The organism is Conyzicola sp. (assembly GCF_046714715.1).
Taxonomy (GTDB): domain Bacteria; phylum Actinomycetota; class Actinomycetes; order Actinomycetales; family Microbacteriaceae; genus Conyzicola.
In genome coordinates, this window is the sequence record NZ_JBKKAD010000015.1 from 1 (window position 1) to 18,962 (window position 18,962).

The window sequence follows — 18,962 nt, forward strand, 5'->3', positions numbered from 1 at the left end:
AAGAGTTTCGGCGGCCATAGCGAGAGGGAAACGCCCGGTCACATTCCGAACCCGGAAGCTAAGACTCTCAGCGCCGATGGTACTGCAAGGGGGACCTTGTGGGAGAGTAGGACACCGCCGGACATAATTTGAAGAATAGCCAGCCCTTAGGGGCTGGCTATTCTGCTTTAACGCGCCTGTCACAGCGGCCGACTTCTCTGTCGGCGTAGGCGTAACGCCCACGGCGAACAGACCCCTTAAACGTGTCATCCGGTGGCTAGTCTCTCTATATCGGCACCAAATCCTGCATGGTGCTTAGGGAGTAAACATGTTTGAAAGATTTACCGACCGAGCACGTCGAGTCGTAGTCCTGGCCCAAGAAGAGGCCAAGATGCTCAACCACAACTACATCGGCACAGAGCACATCCTGCTCGGCCTCATCCACGAGGGTGAGGGCGTCGCAGCCAAGGCTCTGGAGTCGCTCAACATCTCGCTCGACGCAGTGCGCGAGCAGGTCCAAGACATCATTGGCCAGGGTCAGCAGCAGCCGACCGGCCACATCCCCTTCACGCCCCGCGCGAAGAAGGTTCTCGAGCTGAGCCTGCGCGAAGCGCTGCAGCTCGGTCACAACTACATCGGTACGGAGCACATCCTGCTCGGCCTCATCCGCGAGGGTGAAGGCGTTGCAGCTCAGGTGCTCGTCAAGCTGGGTGCCGACCTCAACCGTGTTCGCCAGCAGGTGATCCAGCTTCTCTCTGGTTATCAGGGCAAGGAGGCTGTCGCCGTGGGCGCGAACGACGCCGCACCCGACAAGGGTTCGCAGGTACTCGATCAGTTCGGACGCAACCTCACGCAGGCCGCCCGCGACGGAAAGCTCGACCCGGTCATCGGGCGCGAGAAGGAGATGGAGCGGGTCATGCAGATCCTCTCCCGCCGCTCGAAGAACAACCCCGTTCTCATCGGTGAGCCCGGCGTCGGCAAGACGGCCGTCGTGGAGGGTCTCGCCCAGGCCATCGTCAAGGGCGATGTTCCCGAGACGCTGAAAGACAAGCAGCTCTACTCGCTCGACCTCGGCTCGCTCATCGCCGGCAGCCGTTACCGTGGTGACTTCGAAGAGCGCCTCAAGAAGGTGACGAAGGAGATCCGCACGCGCGGAGACATCATCGTCTTCATCGACGAGATCCACACGCTCGTCGGGGCGGGAGCCGCGGAGGGCGCCATCGACGCCGCATCCATTCTCAAGCCGCTCCTCGCACGCGGAGAGCTGCAGACGATCGGCGCGACGACGCTCGACGAGTACCGCAAGCACTTCGAGAAGGACGCCGCTCTCGAGCGCCGCTTCCAGCCGGTCCAGGTTCACGAGCCCTCGCTGCCCCACACCATCAACATCCTCAAGGGACTGCGCGACAAGTACGAGGCGTTCCACAAGGTGTCGATCACCGACGGCGCGATCGTGGCGGCCGCGAACCTTGCCGACCGGTACGTGAGCGACCGCTTCCTGCCCGACAAGGCGATCGACCTGCTCGACGAGGCCGGCGCACGCCTGCGTCTCTCGATCTTGTCGGCGCCGCCCGAGCTGCGCGAGTTCGACGACAAGATCTCCGTCGTGCGTGGACAGAAGGAGGGCGCGATCGAAGACCAAGACTTCGAGAAGGCCGCCTCGCTGCGCGACGAGGAGAAGAAGCTGCTCGGCGAGCGTCTGCGCCTCGAGAAGCAGTGGAAGAGCGGCGACGTCGGAGCCAGCGGAACCGTCGATGAAGGACTCATCGCCGAGGTTCTCGCCCAGGCCACCGGCATCCCGGTCTTCAAGCTGACCGAGGAAGAGTCGAGCCGCCTCATCTTTATGGAGAAGGCGCTGCACATGCGCGTCATCGGCCAGGAAGAGGCCATCTCGGTTCTGTCGAAGACCATCCGACGCACCCGCGCCGGCCTCAAAGACCCGAAGCGCCCGAGCGGCTCGTTCATCTTCGCCGGCCCCACGGGTGTCGGTAAGACCGAGCTCGCCAAGGCACTCGCGGAATTCCTCTTCGACGACGAGAACGCCCTGATCTCGCTCGACATGAGCGAGTACGGAGAGAAGCACACGGTCTCGCGACTGTTCGGTGCTCCTCCCGGATTCGTCGGCTTCGAAGAGGGCGGCCAGCTCACCGAGAAGGTGCGCCGCAAGCCGTTCTCGGTCGTGCTGTTCGACGAGATCGAGAAGGCCCACCCCGACATCTTCAACTCGCTCCTCCAGATTCTGGAAGAGGGACGTCTGACCGATGGCCAGGGTCGCGTGGTCGACTTCAAGAACACCGTGATCATCATGACCACGAACCTCGGCACGAAGGACATCACCGGAACGCCGATCGGCTTCACGTCGTCGACCGACACCGCGACCGGTTACGACCGCATGCGCGGCAAGGTCGTCGAAGAACTGAAGAAGCACTTCAAGCCCGAGTTCCTGAACCGCGTCGACGAGACGATCGTGTTCCCGCAGCTCAGCCCCGAAGAGCTGCTGCAGATCGTCGACCTGTTCCTCAAGCGTCTCAGCGACCGTCTGCTCGACCGCGACCTCTCGGTGGAGCTCACGGTTCCCGCCAAGGAGCGTCTCATCAAGGTCGGCTTCGACCCGTCGCTGGGAGCTCGGCCGCTGCGCCGCGCTGTGCAGCACGAGATCGAAGACGCCCTGAGCGAGAAGATCCTGCACGGCGAGCTCGGCGCCGGAGACCACGTACACGTGGACTTCATCGACAACGTCTTCGTCTTCACGACCAGCCGCCAGGCCGGTCTGAACGAGGCGGAGCCGGTAGCCGTCGAGGCGTAACCGCAGACCGAGCGAGCCTGTCCCTCTCTGGGGCAGGCTCGCTCGGCATTTTAGGAGTCTTAGACTCGAAGGCGTGAGTTTCTCTGTGCGGCCGGCCCGAACATCCGACGTGCCTTTCATCCAGGCCCTCGTCGAACCGCTCGTGCAGCAGCGAATTCTGCTCGGCAAAGACCGTGTCGTCTTCTACGAGGCGGTGCAGGAGTTCCGTATCGCAGAAGACGAGAACGGGACCCCGATCGGATGCGGCGCGCTGCACGTCATGTGGGACGACCTGGCCGAGGTGCGAACCCTTGCGGTGGATGCCGCGTGGCTGGGGCAGGGCGTCGGGCGGGCGATCCTCGAACAGCTCGAGCGCGATGCCCTCGCGCTCGGTGTGCACCGGCTGTTCTGCCTGACGTTCGAGGTGCCGTTCTTCGAGCGCAACGGTTTCCTGCCCACCGGTGAGGGGGTCGTCGATCCGCACGTGTTCGCCGAGCTCGCGCGTTCGTCTGACGAGGGCGTCGCCGAGTTCCTCGATCTCTCTCGCGTCAAGCCGAACACGCTCGGCAATACGCGCATGCTCAAAATCCTCGCCTGACGACACGCGCACACGCCGGTCAATCACCCGGGCCAAGCTCTCGACGGGGCTTACCCTTACGTCATGTCGACGTTCCGTACCCCCGTTGGACCGCAGCCCAGCTCGGTCTACTGGCGTCGTCGGCTCGTGGTCATCCTCGGGCTGCTCGCCGTCATCATCGTGATCGCGCTCATCGCCTTCCGCCCCGGCCCCGACAAACCCGCGTCGAGCGCGGCGGAAACGAAGCCGAGCAGTTCGGCCACCGCCGCGTCGACCGATGCCGGACCGGGCGCCGCGTGCGCCGAAGGCGTCGTCGAGGTCGTCCCAATCACCGACGCCGGCGACTACGGACCCGACCAACAGCCCCTGCTCTCGCTGTCGATCACCAACACCGGCACCACGGCCTGCACCTTCAACGCCGGCTCCGACGTGCAGGAGTACGTGATCACGAGCGGCGAGGAGAGGATCTGGTCGTCGAAGGACTGCCAGTCGGCACCCGTCGCCGACCCCCGCGTGCTCGAGCCCGGTGTCGCGCTCACCACGACGCCCTTCCCGTGGGACCGCACCCGCTCGTCGGCCGACACCTGCGCCCCCGAGGCCCAGCGCCCGTCCGTCACCGCCGGCGGCGCCAGCTACCACCTCGAGGTCACGATCAACGGAGTCACCTCGACCGACACGAAACAGTTCATCCTCTCCTGATCCATGGCTAAGAAGACAACACCCCGCAACCCCGAGTTCCGGTCCGAAGCACTCGAGGCAGCCCTGAAGGCTCAGGATGCCGCGGCTGTCGCCTTTGCTCTGCGCAACGACAAGGTCATCGTGCCGCTGTTGCCCGTCGAGGGCCCCGCCCAGGTGCGCGTCTTCCGCCGCGACGACGCCGACAAGTACATGCTGTTGTTGTTCTCCTCCGCCCAGACCTACGTGCGGATGCTGCCGAACGAGACCGACCACCGGGTGCTCGCCTACGACCGGGCCACGCTGCGCGATTTCATCGAGACGAACATCGGGGTGCTCGAGGCGATCTGGTTCGACGTCGCCGGTCCGCACGCCATGCAGGCGGCACCCGAAGACGTGCTCGAAGCGCTCGTTCTCTCCACCGACGTCTGACCAGCAGGCCCTGACCGCCGAGTCAAGGCTGTGCGATGACCCAATGCCGCACCTAGGGTGGATCGAATCATGAGTGTCATCTCCGTCGTCATCCCCGTCTACAACGACGCCGAGATGCTGCGGCGGTGTCTGACCGCTCTCGCCGCCCAGTCGCGCCCGGCCGACGAGCTCGTGGTGGTCGACAACGGCTCGACCGACGACTCCGCGGAGGTGGCCCGCCAGCACGGAGCACGAATCGTCGTCGAGCCTCAGCGCGGTATCGCCGCGGCATCCGCTGCCGGCTTCGACGCGGCCCACGGCGACCTGCTCGTGCGCCTCGACGCCGACTCGGTCGCCGACCCCGGCTGGCTGCAGCATATCGAGCAGCGGTTCGACGCCGATGCCGACCTCGACGCCGCGACAGCGACCGCGCAGTTCAACGACACGACCAGATTCGTGGGCTGGATCGGCCGAGTGGTGTACCTCGGCGGGTATTTCCGGGGCATGGAGCTGATGCTCGGGCACCCTCCGCTGTTCGGCTCGAACCTCGCGCTGCGGGCGACCGCGTGGCGGGTTATGCGCGGTACCTTCCATCGCTACAGCGCGACGGTGCACGACGACCTCGACCTGAGTTTCCAAGTGCAGCCGGGCATGGTCGTGCTCTACGACGAGGGCATGCGCATGCAGATCTCGGGCCGGCCGTTCGATTCGGCCTGGCTGTTCGCGATCCGCTCGTGGCGCGGCGTCGCGACGATCGGCCTCAACTGGTCGGGCTGGATCCACAGGCGCACGAGCATCGTGCGGGCCCAGCGCGGCGGCGCCGTCCGCGCGCCTCTCACCCGCGACTCCGCGGCGTTACTACCGTAGAGCTGATCCTCAGGAGGAAGCCATGGCACCGCTCAGTCCGATTGGTGACGAACCACCCGCGGTCGATCGGGCGGAGATCGCGGTCGGCCACCCGCACACCCTCGGCGTGGAGTACTCCGACGACGAGACCCTCGTGCCCGACGGCACCGGGGGCGACGTGGCGGAGTTCGGCGAGTCTCCAGACATCGAGACGCACGACTACGAGGAGCCGCTCACACTCTGAGTGCAGCGACCGGGTGTGCCGCGTCGGGCGGAGATAGAGTGGAAGCGCCCCCGGACCCCGCGTGACCTTCCCCAGGCGACGGTGGCCTCGAGAGGCATAGCGTGACCACGTCCCCACCATCCGACAATATCGACGACCCCTCGGATGACGGCGGCTCGCTCTCGGCGCGCGATCGACGGCGCCTGACCCGGGTCTACAGCGACCGCACGATCGTTTCGGTTCTCGCCGGCACGGGGCTCATCGCCGCGTTTATGCAGACGCTCGTCACGCCCATCATCTCCGACCTGCCTACCCTGCTCGACAGCGTGCCGGCCGACACCTCGTGGGTGCTGACGGCGACCCTGCTCGCCGCCGCCATCTCCACGCCCATCTCGGGACGGTTGGGCGACATGTACGGCAAACGCCGCATCGTCATCGTGCTGCTCGCGATCATGACCCTGGGCTCGGTGGTCGCTGCCCTCTCCGACTCGGTGATCCCGATGATCGTCGGCCGTTCGCTACAGGGAATCGGCCTCGGCGTGATCGCGCTCGGCATCAGCATCCTGCGCGACGTTATCCACCCGAAGAACCTCGGCGCGGCCGTCGCGCTGGTCAGCGCGACCCTGGGTATCGGCGGCGCCATCGGCCTGCCGGTCGCCGCGGTGATCGCGCAGAACTACTCGTGGCACTACCTGTTCTGGTTGGCGACCGCCCTCAGCGCCGTAGCGCTCGTGTTCGTCGCACGCATCGTGCCCGTGAGCACGCTGCGCACGGCGGGCAGGTTCGACTTCGTCGGGGCGATCGGGCTGGGGATCGGTCTCATCGGAATACTGCTCGGCGTCTCGAAGGGCACCGAATGGGGCTGGTCGAGTCCGGGCATCCTGAGCCTCCTCATCGGCGGCGTCGTTGTGCTTCTGGCGTGGGGATTCTACGAACTGCGCACCCCCCACGCGCTCATCGACCTGCGCGTCGCCGCGCGCCGGCCGGTTCTGCTTACCAACCTCACCTCGATCACCGTGGGCTTCGCGTTCTTCATCACCTCGGCCGCGCTGCCGGTGCTGCTGCAGGCGCCCGCCACGACCGGTGTCGCGTTCGGCCTCCCGCTGCTGATCGCCAGCCTGTGCCTCATGCCGCTCGGCCTGGTGATGTTCTTCACCTCGCCCGTGGCCGCACGCCTCTCGAACGCGCGAGGGCCGCGCACGAGCCTCATCCTCGGCGGCTCGATCATCGCGGCGACCTTCGCGGCCGGCATCTTCCTGACCGACGAGATCTGGCACGTCATCGTGATCTCCACGTTCGTGGGGCTCGGCGTCGGATTCGCCTACGCCGCGATGCCGACCCTGATCATGAACGCGGTGCCGCCGAGCGAGACCGCCGCTGCGAATGGGCTCAACTCGGTGATGCGCACGCTCGGCTCCACCGTGGCCGCCACCATCATCGGCGTCATCCTGTCGACGCAGGTCGTGGAATCGGGTGGCATCGCGATCCCGACGACCGCTGCGTTCCAGCTGAGTTTCGCCCTGGGTGCGGCGGTGTCGGTCGCGGGCGTCGTGGTGGCCATCTTCATCCCGAAGCGCCGACCCACCTACGACACCGCGAGCATCCCGACCCAGTAGTTAGTCGGAGACCTCGGCGAGCGTCAGCTCGAACTCGGCCGGGGAGAGCTCGATGCCGGCGTCGTGCAGGCGCTGCTCGAGCAGAACACGCGTGTCGCCGTCGTGATTGAGCGAGATGTCGGCCTTGACCTGGCCGATGATTCCGGCGAGGCGGTCGCTGTTTGACGCGTTGTTGCTGTCTTGCATGGGCTCGTTCTGGGTGTCGGACATGCTTCATGCTCGCACTTCTGGGGGCAGAATGGATCGAATGGCACACTACGTTCTCGCGATTCTCAACCAACCGTCAGCCGAAGCCGCGCCGCACGTCGCCGACGCCGCCCCCTTCGCGTTCGTCGACCCCTCCACGCCGCAGCTCAGCGTGCTCGATCTCGGCGCCACGCGGGGTGACGGCATCTTCGAGACGATCAGCGTAGGCAGCGGCCGCGCGCAGGCGCTCGAGCACCACCTGCGCCGGTTCGCGGGCTCGGCCGCGAAGCTCGAACTACCCGCGCCCGACCTCGACGTCTGGCGCGCGGCGATCCTCGCGGCCATCGACGAGCTGCAGCCGGGCGCCGAGTCGTGGGTGAAGACGGTGCTGACCCGCGGCGTTGAAGGCGACGGACGCCCGACCGGCTGGGTCTACGCGACGCACACGTCCGACTTCACGCGCGTGCGCACCGAGGGCATCCGCGTCGTGACGCTCGACCGCGGCTACCGGCACGATGTCGAGTCGACCTCGCCGTGGCTGCTCGCCGGCGCGAAGACGCTGAGCTACGCCATCAACCGGGCCGTGCTGCGTGAGGCGCACCGCCGCGACGCCGACGACGTCATCTTCGTCTCGAGCGACGGCTTCGTTCTGGAGGGCCCCACGTCGACGGTGATCTACCGCGTCGGCGACAGGGTGCTCACGCCCGGCACGGGCCTCGGCATCCTCGACGGCACCACGCAGGCCAACGTCTTCCGCTACGCAGAGAGCCTCGGCCTGAGCACCGGCTTCGAGCTCGCCACCCCGGACCAACTGCGAGGGGCGGATGGCGCGTGGCTGGTGTCGAGCGTGCGCCTCGCCGCCCCCGTGCGCCAGCTCGACGGGCAGCCGTTCGCGGTGGACGCGGAATTCACCGGCGGGCTGAATGAGTATTTGTTGGGGCTGCGGGACTGAGGTCCTCCACCGCGCCGCGCCGCGCTATCAAATTGATGGGGGTGGCGATAGGGGTTGGTCGTGTCGGCGGTCGGGTGTGGACTGGGCGCATGACAGGGATTGCAGAACGAACTTCCGCGCTGACGGGCGAACAACAACAGTCGATGCGCGACATGCTCGTCGCAGACCGTGACTCGACCGAGGCGCTGGTGACACAACTCGTCGCCGACCTCGACTCGTTCACCGGCGCGCGGGCCGACAGCGCGACCGACGACGAGCACGACCCGGAGGGGCCGACGCTCGCGTTCGAACGCTCGCAGTCCGCTGCCATTCTCGGCCAGACGCGCGAGCACCTCGAGCAGATCGAGCAGGCCATCGTGCGGCTCGACGACGGAGACTTCGGCAGCTGCGCAACCTGCGGCAAGACGATTCCCTTCGCGAGACTCGAGGCGCGCCCCTACTCGACGCAGTGTGTCGCCTGCGCGAGCAAGGCGCGTCGATGAAGGCCGTCACCTGGCAGGGCAAGCGCAAGGTCAGCGTCGACAACGTCGCTGACCCCATCATGCTCGAACCGACCGACGCCATCATCCGGGTCACCTCGACCGCCATCTGCGGTTCCGACCTGCACCTCTACGAACTCCTCGGCCCCTTCCTCGACGCGGGCGACATCCTCGGCCACGAATCGATGGGTGTCGTCGTCGAGATCGGCGACTCCGTCACCTCGTTGAAGGTGGGCGACCGCGTGGTCGTGCCGTTCAACATCGCCTGCGGCCAGTGCTTCATGTGCCAGCGCGGCCTGCAGAGCCAGTGCGAGACCACCCAGGTTCGCGAGCAGGGGTCGGGTGCGGCTCTCTTCGGCTACACCAAGCTCTACGGCCAGGTGCCCGGCGGTCAGGCCGAGTACCTGCGCGTTCCCCTCGCCGACTACAACACCATCCCTGTCGGAACCGATCTGCCCGACGAGCGCTACCTCTTCCTCAGCGACATCCTTCCGACCGCGTGGCAGGGGGTGCAGTACGCGAACGTGCCCGAGGGCGGAACGCTCGCGGTCATGGGGCTCGGTCCCGTCGGCCAGTTCGTCAGCCGCGTCGGTCGTCACCTCGGCTACGAGGTGCTCGCGGTCGACCCCGTGCCGGAACGCCGCGCCATGGCCGAACGCCACGGCATCGAGACCTGGGACCTCACCGCAGACACCACGGCCGAACTGAAAGAGCGCACGCTGGGCCGCGGGCCCGACGGGGTGGTCGACGCCGTCGGCATGGAGGCGCACGGCAACCCCGTGGCCGGCTTCGCGCAGGCCGCGGTGGGCTTCCTGCCGGACGCGATCGCACGCAAGGCCATGGATGTCGCGGGCATCGACCGTCTCGCGGCGATGTATGCCTCGCTCGACCTCGTGCGCCGGGGCGGAACCGTCTCGCTGAGCGGTGTCTACTCGGGCGAGGCCGACGTGCTGCCGATCAAGACCATGTTCGACAAGCAGGTGAGCCTGCGCATGGGCCAGTGCAACGTGAAGAACTGGATCGACGACCTGATGCCCCTGGTCGAAGACCCGGCAGACCCGCTCGGTGTGACCGACCTCGTGACGCACTCCGTGCCGATCGAGCGCGCCCCCGAAATGTATGAGACGTTCCAAAAGAAGCACGACGGCTGCATCAAAGTCGTGCTCAAACCGGCAGGAGAGTGATGAGCGACACCAGCAACAGCGACGCGATCTACGAAGACGGCGGCGTACCAGCCGACGCCGACCTCAACCCCGAGGGCGGTGAAGTCACCGAGGCGCTCCCCGGAGGTTCCCGCCTCAACGAGGGCGAAGACGACGGGCTCACCGAAGACGAGGTGCGGCCCGACGCGGGCTCCGCACTCCCCTAAGCAACTCTCCACAGAAAGGCAGAAACACCATGGCAAAAGGATGGATCATGCTCGGCTTCGCGGCCGGGTACGTAGTAGGAAGCGCCGCCGGGCGCAAACAGTTCGAGCGCATCAAGTCGATGGTCAACGACCTCTGGGAACGCCCCGAGGTGCAGAAGACGGTGAAGAAGGTCGACGAGTTCGTCGAAGATAAGGCACCCGTCGCCCACGACCTGACCGCGGCCGCGGCCGACAGTGTCAACGCGACATCCACCAAGACGATCAACGAACCGACAGGATCGAACTCATGAGCGACTCGAACGACACCGGAACCGACGACAAGGTCTACGGAGACATGGAGAACGCCACCAACGCCGATCCGAACGAGACCGTCGACGTGGAAGAGACTCAGTCAGACACCGTCTCCGGCGGAGCCCCCGAGCCGGTAGGAGACGACAATGAGTGACCCGTCGAACGGTAAGGCCGAGAACCCCGACGCCCTGATCGAGGGTAACCGCGTGGCCACCGCGGCCGACATGGAGTCGAGCGACGAGGTCGACGCCACGGAGGGCGGCGGGTACGAGGGCGAAGCCCCGAACCTGCCGCTGGCGAGCCAGGGCCAGCGTGATGGCACCTCGGCCGAGGGCGACAACAACAACCAGTAGTCGCATGCGGGTTGAGCCTGTCGAAACCACTCATTCGGGTTTCGACAGGCTCAACCCGCTTAGCGGCTCAACCGCCTAGAACTGCGGCACCTCGACGCGCTCGACGGTCGAGCGGGTGAACGCCTGACGCAGCGCCTCGCGCAGGTGGATCGCCTCGGAGTCGATGATCGTTGTGAACCCGAGTCGCTTGGCCTCGGCCACGCGCTGCTTGGCCGACGACGCAGGGCGGATCTCGCCGGCGAGACTGATCTCGCCGATCACCGCCTGCGTGATGGGGAACGCCTTGTCGTTGAAGGCGCTCGCAATGGCCAGCGCGATCGCCAGGTCGGCGCCGGGCTCGGTGACGCGGATGCCGCCCACCGTCGAGACATAGACGTCGACCTCCGACAGTTTGAATCCGGCACGGCGCTCGAGCACCGCGAGCAGCATCGCGACGCGGGAGCCGTCGACGCCGTTGACCACCCTGCGCGGTTGTGGGGCGTTGCTCTTGACGATGAGCGCCTGCACCTCGACGGGCAGTGACCGGCGGCCCTCTACCGCGATCGTGACGCACGTGCCGCTCACCGGCTGACGCGCGCGGGAGAGGAAGAGCCCGCTCGGATCGGCGACCTCGGCGATGCCGTCGCCGGTCATCTCGAAGCAGCCGACCTCGTCGGTCGGACCGAAGCGGTTCTTGTGCGAACGCACGAAGCGCAGTGCCGTCTGCCGGTCGCCCTCGAACTGCAGCACGACGTCGACGAGGTGCTCGAGCAGGCGGGGGCCGGCGATCGACCCGTCTTTCGTGACGTGGCCGACGAGCAGCACCGGAAGGTTGCGGTCTTTGGAGACGCGGATAAGAGTGGATGCCACCTCCCGCACCTGAGACGGACCGCCCGCGAGTCCCTCCGACAGTGACGACGACACGGTCTGCACCGAGTCGACGATGACGAGTTGCGGTTCGACGGCGTCGATCTGGCCGAGGATCGTAGCGAGGTCGGTCTCGGCGGCGAGGTAGAGGGTGGGCTGCAGCGCGTTCGTGCGCTGTGCGCGCAGGCGCACCTGGCTCACCGACTCTTCGGCCGACACGTAGAGCACGCGCTGCCCGGTGGCGGCCGCGCGTGATGCGACCTCGAGCAGCAGTGTGGATTTGCCGACGCCCGGCTCGCCGCTGAGCAGGATGGCGGCGCCGGGGACGATGCCGCCGCCCAGTACCCGGTCGAATTCGGCGATGCCGCTCGGCCAGTGGGCTACCGATTCCGCGCCGATCTCGGTGATCGGGCGGGCTCCTCGCGCATCCGGAATCTTGACGGGGGTGACGCCGCGAGGCGCGAGACCGACGGTCTCTGCCTGGTCGACGACGGTGCCCCAGGCCTGGCACTCGCCGCAGCGGCCGACCCATTTGATGCTGGAGGCGCCGCACTCGGTGCAGCGGAAATTGGTGGTGACGCGGGCCATTCGCTCAGCCTAGGCGAGGCCACCGTCACGGGCAGACAGCGATGCGCGGGCCGCCCGAAACTCGGACGACCCGCGCATCGGGGAGGACTAGTTCGACGAGGAGTCGGTCGGAGGGGTTCCGCCGCCCATGCCGCCGCCGAAGCCGGTGGCGCCCTCGGAGATCGAGGTGGCCGCGACGTTGCCGTCGTCGTCCGCGTCGCCGACGACCGTAAGGCTGTCGCCCTCGGCGAGAGCGGAGACCGAGCTGTCCTCCGTTGTGGTGATAGTCGTGGCATCCGTCGTCGTCACGGTGACGGTGGAGCCGTCGGTCAGCTCGAGCGTGACGGTGTCGCCGTCGACCGCGGTGACGGTGCCCGACGTGAAGCCGCCGGCGCCGCCCGCGAAGTCGCCGGTGGGTGCGTCGCCGGTCGCGCCGTCGGGACGGGTCATGCCGCCCGCGGCCTGCGAGCTGCTGGCCGTGCTCTGGCCGATGAGCACTCCGCCGAAGAGGCCGATGCCGAGCGCGGCGACGATCACGAGGACCGGGGTGATGAAGCGTGCGGCCGATTTTTTCGCGGGGGTGGGTGTGGTGGTGGTCATGGAGATATCCTTTGGTTTTGGTTGAGTGGGGGGTCAGGCGGGGTCAGGCGGCCCGGAGGGCCTGGATGGGGCGCATGGCCGCGGCGCGGCCGGCCGGGTAGACGCCGAAGAAGACGCCGATCGCGACCGAGACGCCGAGGGCGAGCGGGATGGAGTAGTCGAGGACCACGGGCTGGGTGCCGTAGATCTCGTAGTTCGCCCCGATGAGCGCGGCGACCACCCCCAGCAGTCCGCCGAGGAGGGTGAGCGTCGCCGCCTCCGCGAGGAACTGGCCGAGGATCGCGCCCCGGGTGGCGCCGAGCGCCTTGCGAATACCGATCTCCTTGGTGCGTTCGGTCACCGAGACGAGCATCACGTTGGTGACGCCGATGCCTCCGACGAGCAGGCTGATCGCCGCGACGACGCCGAGCAGCACTGTGAAGCTGTCGGCGCTCTCCTCCTGGGTCTCGAGCAGGGAGCTCTGGTTGCTGATCGAGTAGCTCTCGTCGTCTTCGGTCTGGCCGAGCAGCTGGTTGAGCATGATCTCGATCTCCCCCTCCGCAGCGTCGACCGAGTCGGAGTCGGTGGCCTCCACCGAGAGCGTGGAGACTGCGCCGAACCCGGTGAACGACTTCTGGATGCGCGTGATGGGCGCGATCACCACGAAATTCGCGTCGGTCGCGCCGGTGCTGCTCTGGTTCTCGAGCACGCCCACCACGGTGAACGGCGTGCCGTCGACGGAGATCGATTCGCCGAGCGCCGAGGCGGAGGGGAAGAGCGTGGTCGCGAGGGTCTGGCCGATCACCGCGACCTTGGCCGAGCTGGTGACCTCGGCGTCGGTGAACGCCTCGCCGGTGCCGACGCCGGTGGTGCCCACGTCGAAGTAGTTCGTCGTGGTGCCGACGATGCTGACGCTGTCGCTCGACGCGTTGGTCGACGACACCGTGAGGCTCGTGCTCACCTGAGGGGTGACGGATGACACGTGGCCGAGGTCGGCTGCCGCGAGCTGGTCTGCCACCGCCGTGGTGATCACCTTGTCGGTGCTCGCCGCGGTGGACTCCTCTCCTCCACCACCGCCCATCCCGCTCGCCCGCACCGTGATGGTGTTGGCGCCGAGGCTCGAAATGGCGTTCTTGACCTCCTGGGCCGAACCGTTGCCCACGGCGAGCAGCAGAATGACGGAGGCAACCCCGATCATGACCCCGAGGAGGGTCAGGATGGAACGCAGCTTGTTTGCCGTTACGCCGCGGAAGGCCGAGATGAGGATCTCGAAGATGCTCACGCGAGCACCGCCTTGGCGGCGTGCGCGTTGAGCCGGTCGTCGACGATGAGTCCGTCGCTGATGGTGATGACGCGGTGCGCGCGTTCGGCGACGTGGTCTTCGTGGGTGATGATCACGATGGTCTTTCCGTGGGCGGCGAGCGAGTCGAACAGGCCGAGGATGTCGTCGGTCGACTCGTTGTCGAGGTTTCCGGTCGGCTCGTCGGCGAGGATGAGCGTGGGGTTGGTCACGAGAGCGCGAGCGATCGCGACGCGTTGCTGCTGGCCGCCGGAGAGTTCCTGGGGTTCATGGCCGGAGCGCGCGGCGAGCCCGACGCTGTCGAGCGCCTCGAGCGCGCGTTGGCGGCGCTCGCCGCGTCCCACGCCGCCGTAGATCAGCGGAAGCTCCACGTTGGCGAGGGCCGACATGCGCGCGATCAGGTTGAACGACTGGAAGATGAACCCGATCTCCCGGTTGCGCACCTTGGCCAGCTCGTTCTCGGTGAGCGCGGCGACATCGTGGCCGGCCAGCGAGTAGGTTCCGTGCGAGGCGATGTCGAGACATCCGAGCAGGTTCATCAGCGTGGACTTGCCCGATCCCGACGGCCCCATGATGGCCACGTAGTCGCCGGCCTCGACGGCCAGGTCGATGCCGCGCAGGGCGTGCACGGCGGCCTCTCCCGTGCCGTAGACCTGCTGCACCTTGTCGAGTTCGAGTACGAGAGTCATCAGTTGCCGCCGGGGAACGTGCCACCGGTCGGGGGAGTGAAGCCGCCGGTCCGGCCGGCACCCCCGCCGCCGAAGCCGCCCTGCTCGGTGGTCGTGCCGGTGTCGGTCCCGGTGGTCGCGGCCACCTCGCCGAGCACGATCGTCTGGCCCTCGGTGAGGCCGGAGGTGATCTCGGTGCCTGCGTCGCCGGCCACGCCGAGTTCGACTGGGGTCGTGGTCACCTCGTCGTCGTCGCCGATCACGTCTACCGTCGAGGTGCCGTCGGTCGCGGTGGTGATCGCCGCGGTCGGCACGTAGAGCGCATCGGCGGCAGAGCTGACGGTGGTGATGGTGACCTCGGCGGTCTGGCCGAGTCGCAGCTCGGCGGGCACGGAGTCGAGCGTGATGGTCGTCGAATAGGTGACCACCGAGTTGCTCGTGGTGCCGGTCGGCGCGATCGCGGTGACGGTCGCGGTCGCCGTGACGTCGGCGAGTGCGGGGAACGTGACGTCGGCCGTCTGCCCGACCGCGACGAGGGCGATGTCGGCCTCGGCGATCGCGGCGGTCATGGTCATCTTCGAGGTGTCGGCGATGGTGACGAAGCCGGTCGAGGAGGTGGTCGTGGTGCCGGTAGCCGCCTCGGTGGTGGAGCCGCTGGAGGAGCTCGAACCGCTGCTGCCGCCGACCGTTCCGCCGACCGCCGTGACGATGCCGCCGAAGGGTGCCACGAGCACGGCGTCAGCGCGATTGGCCGTCGCGGTGGCGAGGGCGTCCGTGGCATCCGCCACCGTGTCCTTCGCGTCGAGAACCTGGGTCTTGGCACTCGACAGTTCTTGCGCCGCACCCGAGGCGGTCTGCTGATCGGTGGATGACGCGTCGGCGGTCGCTGTCGCGACGGCGGCGTTCGCCGTTGCGAGGTCGGTCTTGGCCCTGGTCAGCGTATTCGTGGCCGAGGCCACCGCTTTGTCCAGGTCGGTCGGATCGAGCGAGCCGACCTGCTGACCCTCTGAGACCGCCTGCCCGAGCGCGACATCGACGGTGGCGATCGTGCCGGAGACGGCGAAGTCGGCGATGACCTCGCGCCACGCCGCGACGGAACCGGACGCGGTGATCGTGCTGCTCACGGTCCCTTGCTGCACGGTCGAGGTGAGCTGCGTCGCCTCGGTCGAGGTGCTCGCCTGCGCGGGCAGCAGGATGAGGAGGCTCGCGGCTATGGCGCCCGCGATCACAATGCCTAGGGACGTGTTGATGAGCACGGGTCGGGAGATCTTCATTCCCGCAGAGTGCGGGAGCGGTCTATGCGGGCTCTAGGCCGAACCTGTGAAACGGCCGTGTGCCGTTCGGGACGCTCGATTCTGGATGCGGGCCATCTCTGTACTAAGATCGTCCTCGGAACCGTGTCCGAGCGGCCGAAGGTGCAACTCTCGAAAAGTTGTGTGGGTGTTGAGCCCACCGTGGGTTCAAATCCCACCGGTTCCGCCAGAAACAAACCCCGTCATCCTTGTGATTACGGGGTTTTTTCTATGCCCGGGTGCTACTAGATTTCTGGTTTGCCCACATTCGCCTCCGCGCGATGCGAGCCGGACGTCATCCAGCTCATCGCTACCGGCTGCGGGTCACTCGGCGAGCTAGTCTCGTGGCGGGTAGTTAGGAACAGAAAATGGATAGTCGATCACCGTCGACGGCGGCCCTGCCGCCCTCGGGGCAAGCACTGTGATTCCGATTCCAAAGCCAAAATCGACCATCGGTTTTGCTATCGCCCTCCTTGCAGGTGGAGCCCTCGGATTTTTCAACCACGACGAGTTCGGGCGCAACAGCGGTCTTCCCCTGCCCGTGCTCGGGCTGTTCCTCTGGGCAGTCGGAATCTACCTGATCGTGGGGTCAGTACGGGAGCTTCAGCGTCGCAAGCGTGGTGGCTAACCTGGCATCCGAATCCGGAGCGGCGCGAGCATCCTTCGGTAAGGTGAATCCGCGTCGGTAAAGCGCGTCTCCCGCGTGCGGGTAGGCTGCGTGTGTCAGCGACGCTGATAACGGAGAGGCCTGCGTTATGTCGATGTTCGAGTTACAGACGACACAATTGGGCCGACTTCAGGTCTTCCTGCCGGCTCAGCTGCCGCTCTTGGCGGGCGCCTTGTTCATAGCGATCGCGACGGCCCTCGTTTTGCCGGAGTCGTATAGCTCGGGCCTTTTGCCGGCTGGGCTGGCCGTCATCGCTTTCGCCTCTCTGGCCCTGATCCTCTTCCCGTGGGAAAAGATCGCGCAGTCGTGGATGATCCTCGTGGCCGTCACCGACATCGTGGGCGTCACGTTGATGCGCACGGAACTCATCTTCGTCATTCCCTCGGTCGGCATCCTCGTGGTCTTCCCCATACTCTGGCTCGCTTACGGATTCCGCAGCAAGGTCGTGCTCGTCGCCATTGCCGGTGCGTGCTTCATCTCCGCCTTCCCATTCGCCTACAGCGGCACCTGGCCAGCGGACGGGGTCGAATGGCTGAACGTGATCACCCTGCCCGCGCTCGTCACCGGCATCGCTCTCGTCGTAAACCTCGCAGCCCTCCAACTGCGCCGCAACGCCGAGAAGCTCGCGGAGGCAAGTCGCGAACAGGCCGTAACGCTGCGTCGGGCCCTCGACAACGAGATACTGTCGCGCAACATCCTCGACACCGTCAACGCAGGGGTGGCGTTTTACTCCTCCGACAACGAACTGCTGCTGTCGAACGCCCAGGCGCGGGGCATGACCCGCGCCGTCGGCTTCGAGCTGGACCAGCCGCCGTACGGAGGCGAACAGGTTCTCGCCGCCGACCGCAAGACCACCATCCCCATCGACCAGCAGATCATCCCTCGGGCCCTCCGCGGCGAACTGCTCGAGGACCACCTGGAGTGGCTCGGCCCGCCCGACCAGCAGGCCGCAATCCTCGCCTCTTCGCGTCGAGTGCACAGAGAAGACGGCGTTCTCCTGGGCACGGTCGTCATGGCCTACGACATCACCGAGCTTGCGGCGGCCATCTCCGTGCGCGAGGAGTTCCTCGGCACTGTCTCCCACGAACTACGGACCCCGCTGACATCGGTGCTCGGGTATCTGGAGCTGATCGTCGACGACCTCGACCCGCAGACGCAGTCAGACGCAATCGGCTACCTCAAGATCGTGCAACGCAACATGAACACCCTGACCGACAGGATCTCCTACATGGCGGGGTCTGCCAACACCGCGCTGGAACTGCGCGTGGAGGCCACCGATGTCGTCGCACTCATCGGGTCGTGCGTGCAGCGCGCTGCCGAAAGCGCGCGACGGCGGGGTATCACCCTTGAGAACGCCGCGAGCGGCACGTCCGTCGCTCCGATCGACGCCGACAGAATCGCGCAGGCGCTCGGCGAGCTCATCGCGAACGCGATCAAATTCAGTCCGACCGGAAGCACGGTTACGGTCTCACAGGCCGCCGATGCCGACTCCGTTCGGATCAGCGTGACCGACAGCGGACCCGGGATGACACGCGCCGAGCGGGGCCTCGCTTTCGACCGCTTCTATCGAACCCAGTATGCACGCGCCGAGGCCGTGCAGGGATTCGGGCTCGGACTCTTCGTCGTCAAGAACATCATGAACGCCCACAAAGGAGCGGTGACCGTCGAAGCGGCACCCGGCGGCGGCACTCGAATGACATTGACGATGCGACTGTCCTGAGCCCCCCGGCGGGCGCGGTGAAATATGCCCGAAACAGGTTTGGCAGGTTGCGCGCAGGTTCCGTTCACCTCCGGGCTACGCAAGCGCGGCATCCTGTGGAGATGATCGCAGTCAGCGCCACCGTCAAGCCGCGTGATTCCGTGAGCGTTCTGCACCTGCTCGAGCAGTGTCTGAGACGCCACTTCACCAGCGTGCGTGTCTACGACGACTCGCTCATCATCAATGTTCCTGACGTGGGACGAGTGCTCATCACCGAGAACCTGGTCACCATGCGGCTCGATTTCGTCGCCGCGGACAGCCAGGTCGCCGAGGCCGCGATCACCGCGCTAGACCGGCAGCTCCGTGATCAAGTCAGAAACCAGGGCCTCGACATCGCGTGGGATCACCCGGACACCATTCCCGCTGCCCTGCGTTAGTCCGGTGCATTGAGAGCCGATATCCCGGCTCCCTCCCTCCTTGGCTGAGTTTTCTCCGGGCGTCGATGGGGCCCGACAGCTCAGATTCGACGACCCCGTGGGTCCGGAAGAGGCGTCTGCGAGCCAGGGCGCCGGCGTGACTCTCGTGCTCATTTCACTTCGTTG

23 protein-coding genes, 1 tRNA gene and 1 rRNA gene are annotated in these 18,962 nt (G+C 66.7%); 19 read left to right on the top strand and 6 right to left on the bottom strand.

Going from position 1 to position 18,962, the window contains the following annotated elements; translation table 11 throughout:
• Nucleotides 1-6: 6 nt before the first annotated feature.
• From rrf to ACLQ6X_RS01430, 8 genes are all read left to right on the top strand, one after another.
• Nucleotides 7-123 (top strand): 5S ribosomal RNA (gene rrf / locus ACLQ6X_RS01395).
• 184 nt (nt 124-307) lie between these two features.
• Nucleotides 308-2,785 carry an ATP-dependent Clp protease ATP-binding subunit gene (locus ACLQ6X_RS01400; protein ID WP_411698372.1) on the top strand — a complete coding sequence of 826 codons (2,478 nt, stop codon included), beginning with the start codon at nt 308-310 and terminating at the stop codon, nt 2,783-2,785.
• 73 nt (nt 2,786-2,858) lie between these two features.
• Nucleotides 2,859-3,362, top strand: coding sequence for an amino-acid N-acetyltransferase (locus tag ACLQ6X_RS01405; protein WP_411698373.1), 504 nt, complete (start codon nt 2,859-2,861; stop codon nt 3,360-3,362).
• 63 nt (nt 3,363-3,425) lie between these two features.
• Complete coding sequence (locus ACLQ6X_RS01410; RefSeq protein WP_411698374.1) at nt 3,426-4,040, top strand: hypothetical protein; 615 nt, start codon at nt 3,426-3,428, stop codon at nt 4,038-4,040.
• A 3-nt stretch (nt 4,041-4,043) separates the two neighbouring features.
• Nucleotides 4,044-4,448, top strand: a complete 405-nt coding sequence (locus tag ACLQ6X_RS01415; RefSeq protein ID WP_411698375.1) for an SseB family protein — start codon at nt 4,044-4,046, stop codon at nt 4,446-4,448.
• 69 nt (nt 4,449-4,517) lie between these two features.
• A complete protein-coding gene (locus ACLQ6X_RS01420; protein WP_411698376.1) occupies nt 4,518-5,294 on the top strand; it encodes a glycosyltransferase family A protein in 777 nt (258 codons plus the stop codon).
• Between the two features lie 22 nt (nt 5,295-5,316).
• Nucleotides 5,317-5,517, top strand: coding sequence for a hypothetical protein (locus tag ACLQ6X_RS01425; RefSeq protein ID WP_411698377.1), 201 nt, complete (start codon nt 5,317-5,319; stop codon nt 5,515-5,517).
• A 101-nt stretch (nt 5,518-5,618) separates the two neighbouring features.
• Entirely contained in the window at nt 5,619-7,112 is a 1,494-nt protein-coding gene (locus ACLQ6X_RS01430; protein WP_411698378.1) for an MFS transporter, read from the top strand.
• Here ACLQ6X_RS01430 and ACLQ6X_RS01435 read toward each other — a convergent pair whose 3' ends face one another.
• A complete protein-coding gene (locus ACLQ6X_RS01435) occupies nt 7,113-7,322 on the bottom strand; it encodes a hypothetical protein (protein WP_411698379.1) in 210 nt (69 codons plus the stop codon). It abuts the gene before it with no gap.
• Between the two features lie 37 nt (nt 7,323-7,359).
• On the opposite strand from ACLQ6X_RS01435, the gene ACLQ6X_RS01440 reads away from it, so the two are divergent.
• The 7 genes from ACLQ6X_RS01440 (at nt 7,360) to ACLQ6X_RS01470 (ending at nt 10,742) form a co-directional block, all read left to right on the top strand.
• On the top strand, nt 7,360-8,250 hold the full coding sequence (locus ACLQ6X_RS01440; protein ID WP_411698380.1) for an aminodeoxychorismate lyase: 891 nt from the start codon (nt 7,360-7,362) through the stop codon (nt 8,248-8,250).
• A gap of 89 nt (nt 8,251-8,339) precedes the next feature.
• Entirely contained in the window at nt 8,340-8,732 is a 393-nt protein-coding gene (locus ACLQ6X_RS01445) for a TraR/DksA family transcriptional regulator (RefSeq protein WP_411698381.1), read from the top strand.
• A complete protein-coding gene (locus ACLQ6X_RS01450; RefSeq protein WP_411698382.1) occupies nt 8,729-9,913 on the top strand; it encodes an alcohol dehydrogenase catalytic domain-containing protein in 1,185 nt (394 codons plus the stop codon). Before ACLQ6X_RS01445 ends, ACLQ6X_RS01450 begins: the two co-directional genes overlap by 4 nt.
• Nucleotides 9,913-10,098, top strand: a complete 186-nt coding sequence (locus ACLQ6X_RS01455) for a hypothetical protein (RefSeq protein ID WP_411698383.1) — start codon at nt 9,913-9,915, stop codon at nt 10,096-10,098. Before ACLQ6X_RS01450 ends, ACLQ6X_RS01455 begins: the two co-directional genes overlap by 1 nt.
• 29 nt (nt 10,099-10,127) lie before the next feature.
• Entirely contained in the window at nt 10,128-10,388 is a 261-nt protein-coding gene (locus tag ACLQ6X_RS01460; protein WP_411698384.1) for a hypothetical protein, read from the top strand.
• Nucleotides 10,385-10,543: a hypothetical protein gene (locus ACLQ6X_RS01465; protein WP_411698385.1), complete on the top strand. Its 159-nt coding sequence runs from the start codon at nt 10,385-10,387 to the stop codon at nt 10,541-10,543. Before ACLQ6X_RS01460 ends, ACLQ6X_RS01465 begins: the two co-directional genes overlap by 4 nt.
• The gene (locus ACLQ6X_RS01470; RefSeq protein WP_411698386.1) at nt 10,536-10,742 is read left to right on the top strand and encodes a hypothetical protein; all 207 of its coding nucleotides are present in this window, start codon (nt 10,536-10,538) and stop codon (nt 10,740-10,742) included. Before ACLQ6X_RS01465 ends, ACLQ6X_RS01470 begins: the two co-directional genes overlap by 8 nt.
• Before the next feature lie 75 nt (nt 10,743-10,817).
• On the opposite strand, the gene radA is transcribed toward ACLQ6X_RS01470, so the two are convergent.
• The 5 genes from radA to ACLQ6X_RS01495 form a co-directional block, all read right to left on the bottom strand.
• Complete coding sequence (gene radA / locus ACLQ6X_RS01475; protein WP_411698387.1) at nt 10,818-12,176, bottom strand: DNA repair protein RadA; 1,359 nt, start codon at nt 12,174-12,176, stop codon at nt 10,818-10,820.
• Between the two features lie 87 nt (nt 12,177-12,263).
• Complete coding sequence (locus ACLQ6X_RS01480; protein ID WP_411698388.1) at nt 12,264-12,755, bottom strand: DUF5666 domain-containing protein; 492 nt, start codon at nt 12,753-12,755, stop codon at nt 12,264-12,266.
• 43 nt (nt 12,756-12,798) lie between these two features.
• Nucleotides 12,799-14,016: an ABC transporter permease gene (locus ACLQ6X_RS01485; RefSeq protein WP_411698389.1), complete on the bottom strand. Its 1,218-nt coding sequence runs from the start codon at nt 14,014-14,016 to the stop codon at nt 12,799-12,801.
• The gene (locus ACLQ6X_RS01490; protein WP_411698390.1) at nt 14,013-14,723 is read right to left on the bottom strand and encodes an ABC transporter ATP-binding protein; all 711 of its coding nucleotides are present in this window, start codon (nt 14,721-14,723) and stop codon (nt 14,013-14,015) included. Before ACLQ6X_RS01490 ends, ACLQ6X_RS01485 begins: the two co-directional genes overlap by 4 nt.
• Nucleotides 14,723-15,976 (bottom strand): efflux RND transporter periplasmic adaptor subunit, encoded by a 1,254-nt coding sequence (locus ACLQ6X_RS01495; RefSeq protein ID WP_411698391.1) that lies wholly within the window; start codon nt 15,974-15,976, stop codon nt 14,723-14,725. Before ACLQ6X_RS01495 ends, ACLQ6X_RS01490 begins: the two co-directional genes overlap by 1 nt.
• A gap of 117 nt (nt 15,977-16,093) precedes the next feature.
• On the opposite strand from ACLQ6X_RS01495, the gene ACLQ6X_RS01500 reads away from it, so the two are divergent.
• The 4 genes from ACLQ6X_RS01500 to ACLQ6X_RS01515 all read left to right on the top strand — a co-directional run bounded on the left by ACLQ6X_RS01500 (nt 16,094) and on the right by ACLQ6X_RS01515 (nt 18,797).
• Nucleotides 16,094-16,184: transfer RNA gene (locus ACLQ6X_RS01500), tRNA-Ser, on the top strand.
• A gap of 231 nt (nt 16,185-16,415) precedes the next feature.
• On the top strand, nt 16,416-16,622 hold the full coding sequence (locus tag ACLQ6X_RS01505) for a hypothetical protein (RefSeq protein ID WP_411698392.1): 207 nt from the start codon (nt 16,416-16,418) through the stop codon (nt 16,620-16,622).
• A gap of 157 nt (nt 16,623-16,779) precedes the next feature.
• Nucleotides 16,780-18,381: a sensor histidine kinase gene (locus ACLQ6X_RS01510; protein ID WP_411698393.1), complete on the top strand. Its 1,602-nt coding sequence runs from the start codon at nt 16,780-16,782 to the stop codon at nt 18,379-18,381.
• A gap of 101 nt (nt 18,382-18,482) precedes the next feature.
• Nucleotides 18,483-18,797 (top strand): hypothetical protein, encoded by a 315-nt coding sequence (locus ACLQ6X_RS01515; protein WP_411698394.1) that lies wholly within the window; start codon nt 18,483-18,485, stop codon nt 18,795-18,797.
• The last annotated feature ends 165 nt before the right edge of the window (nt 18,798-18,962 follow it).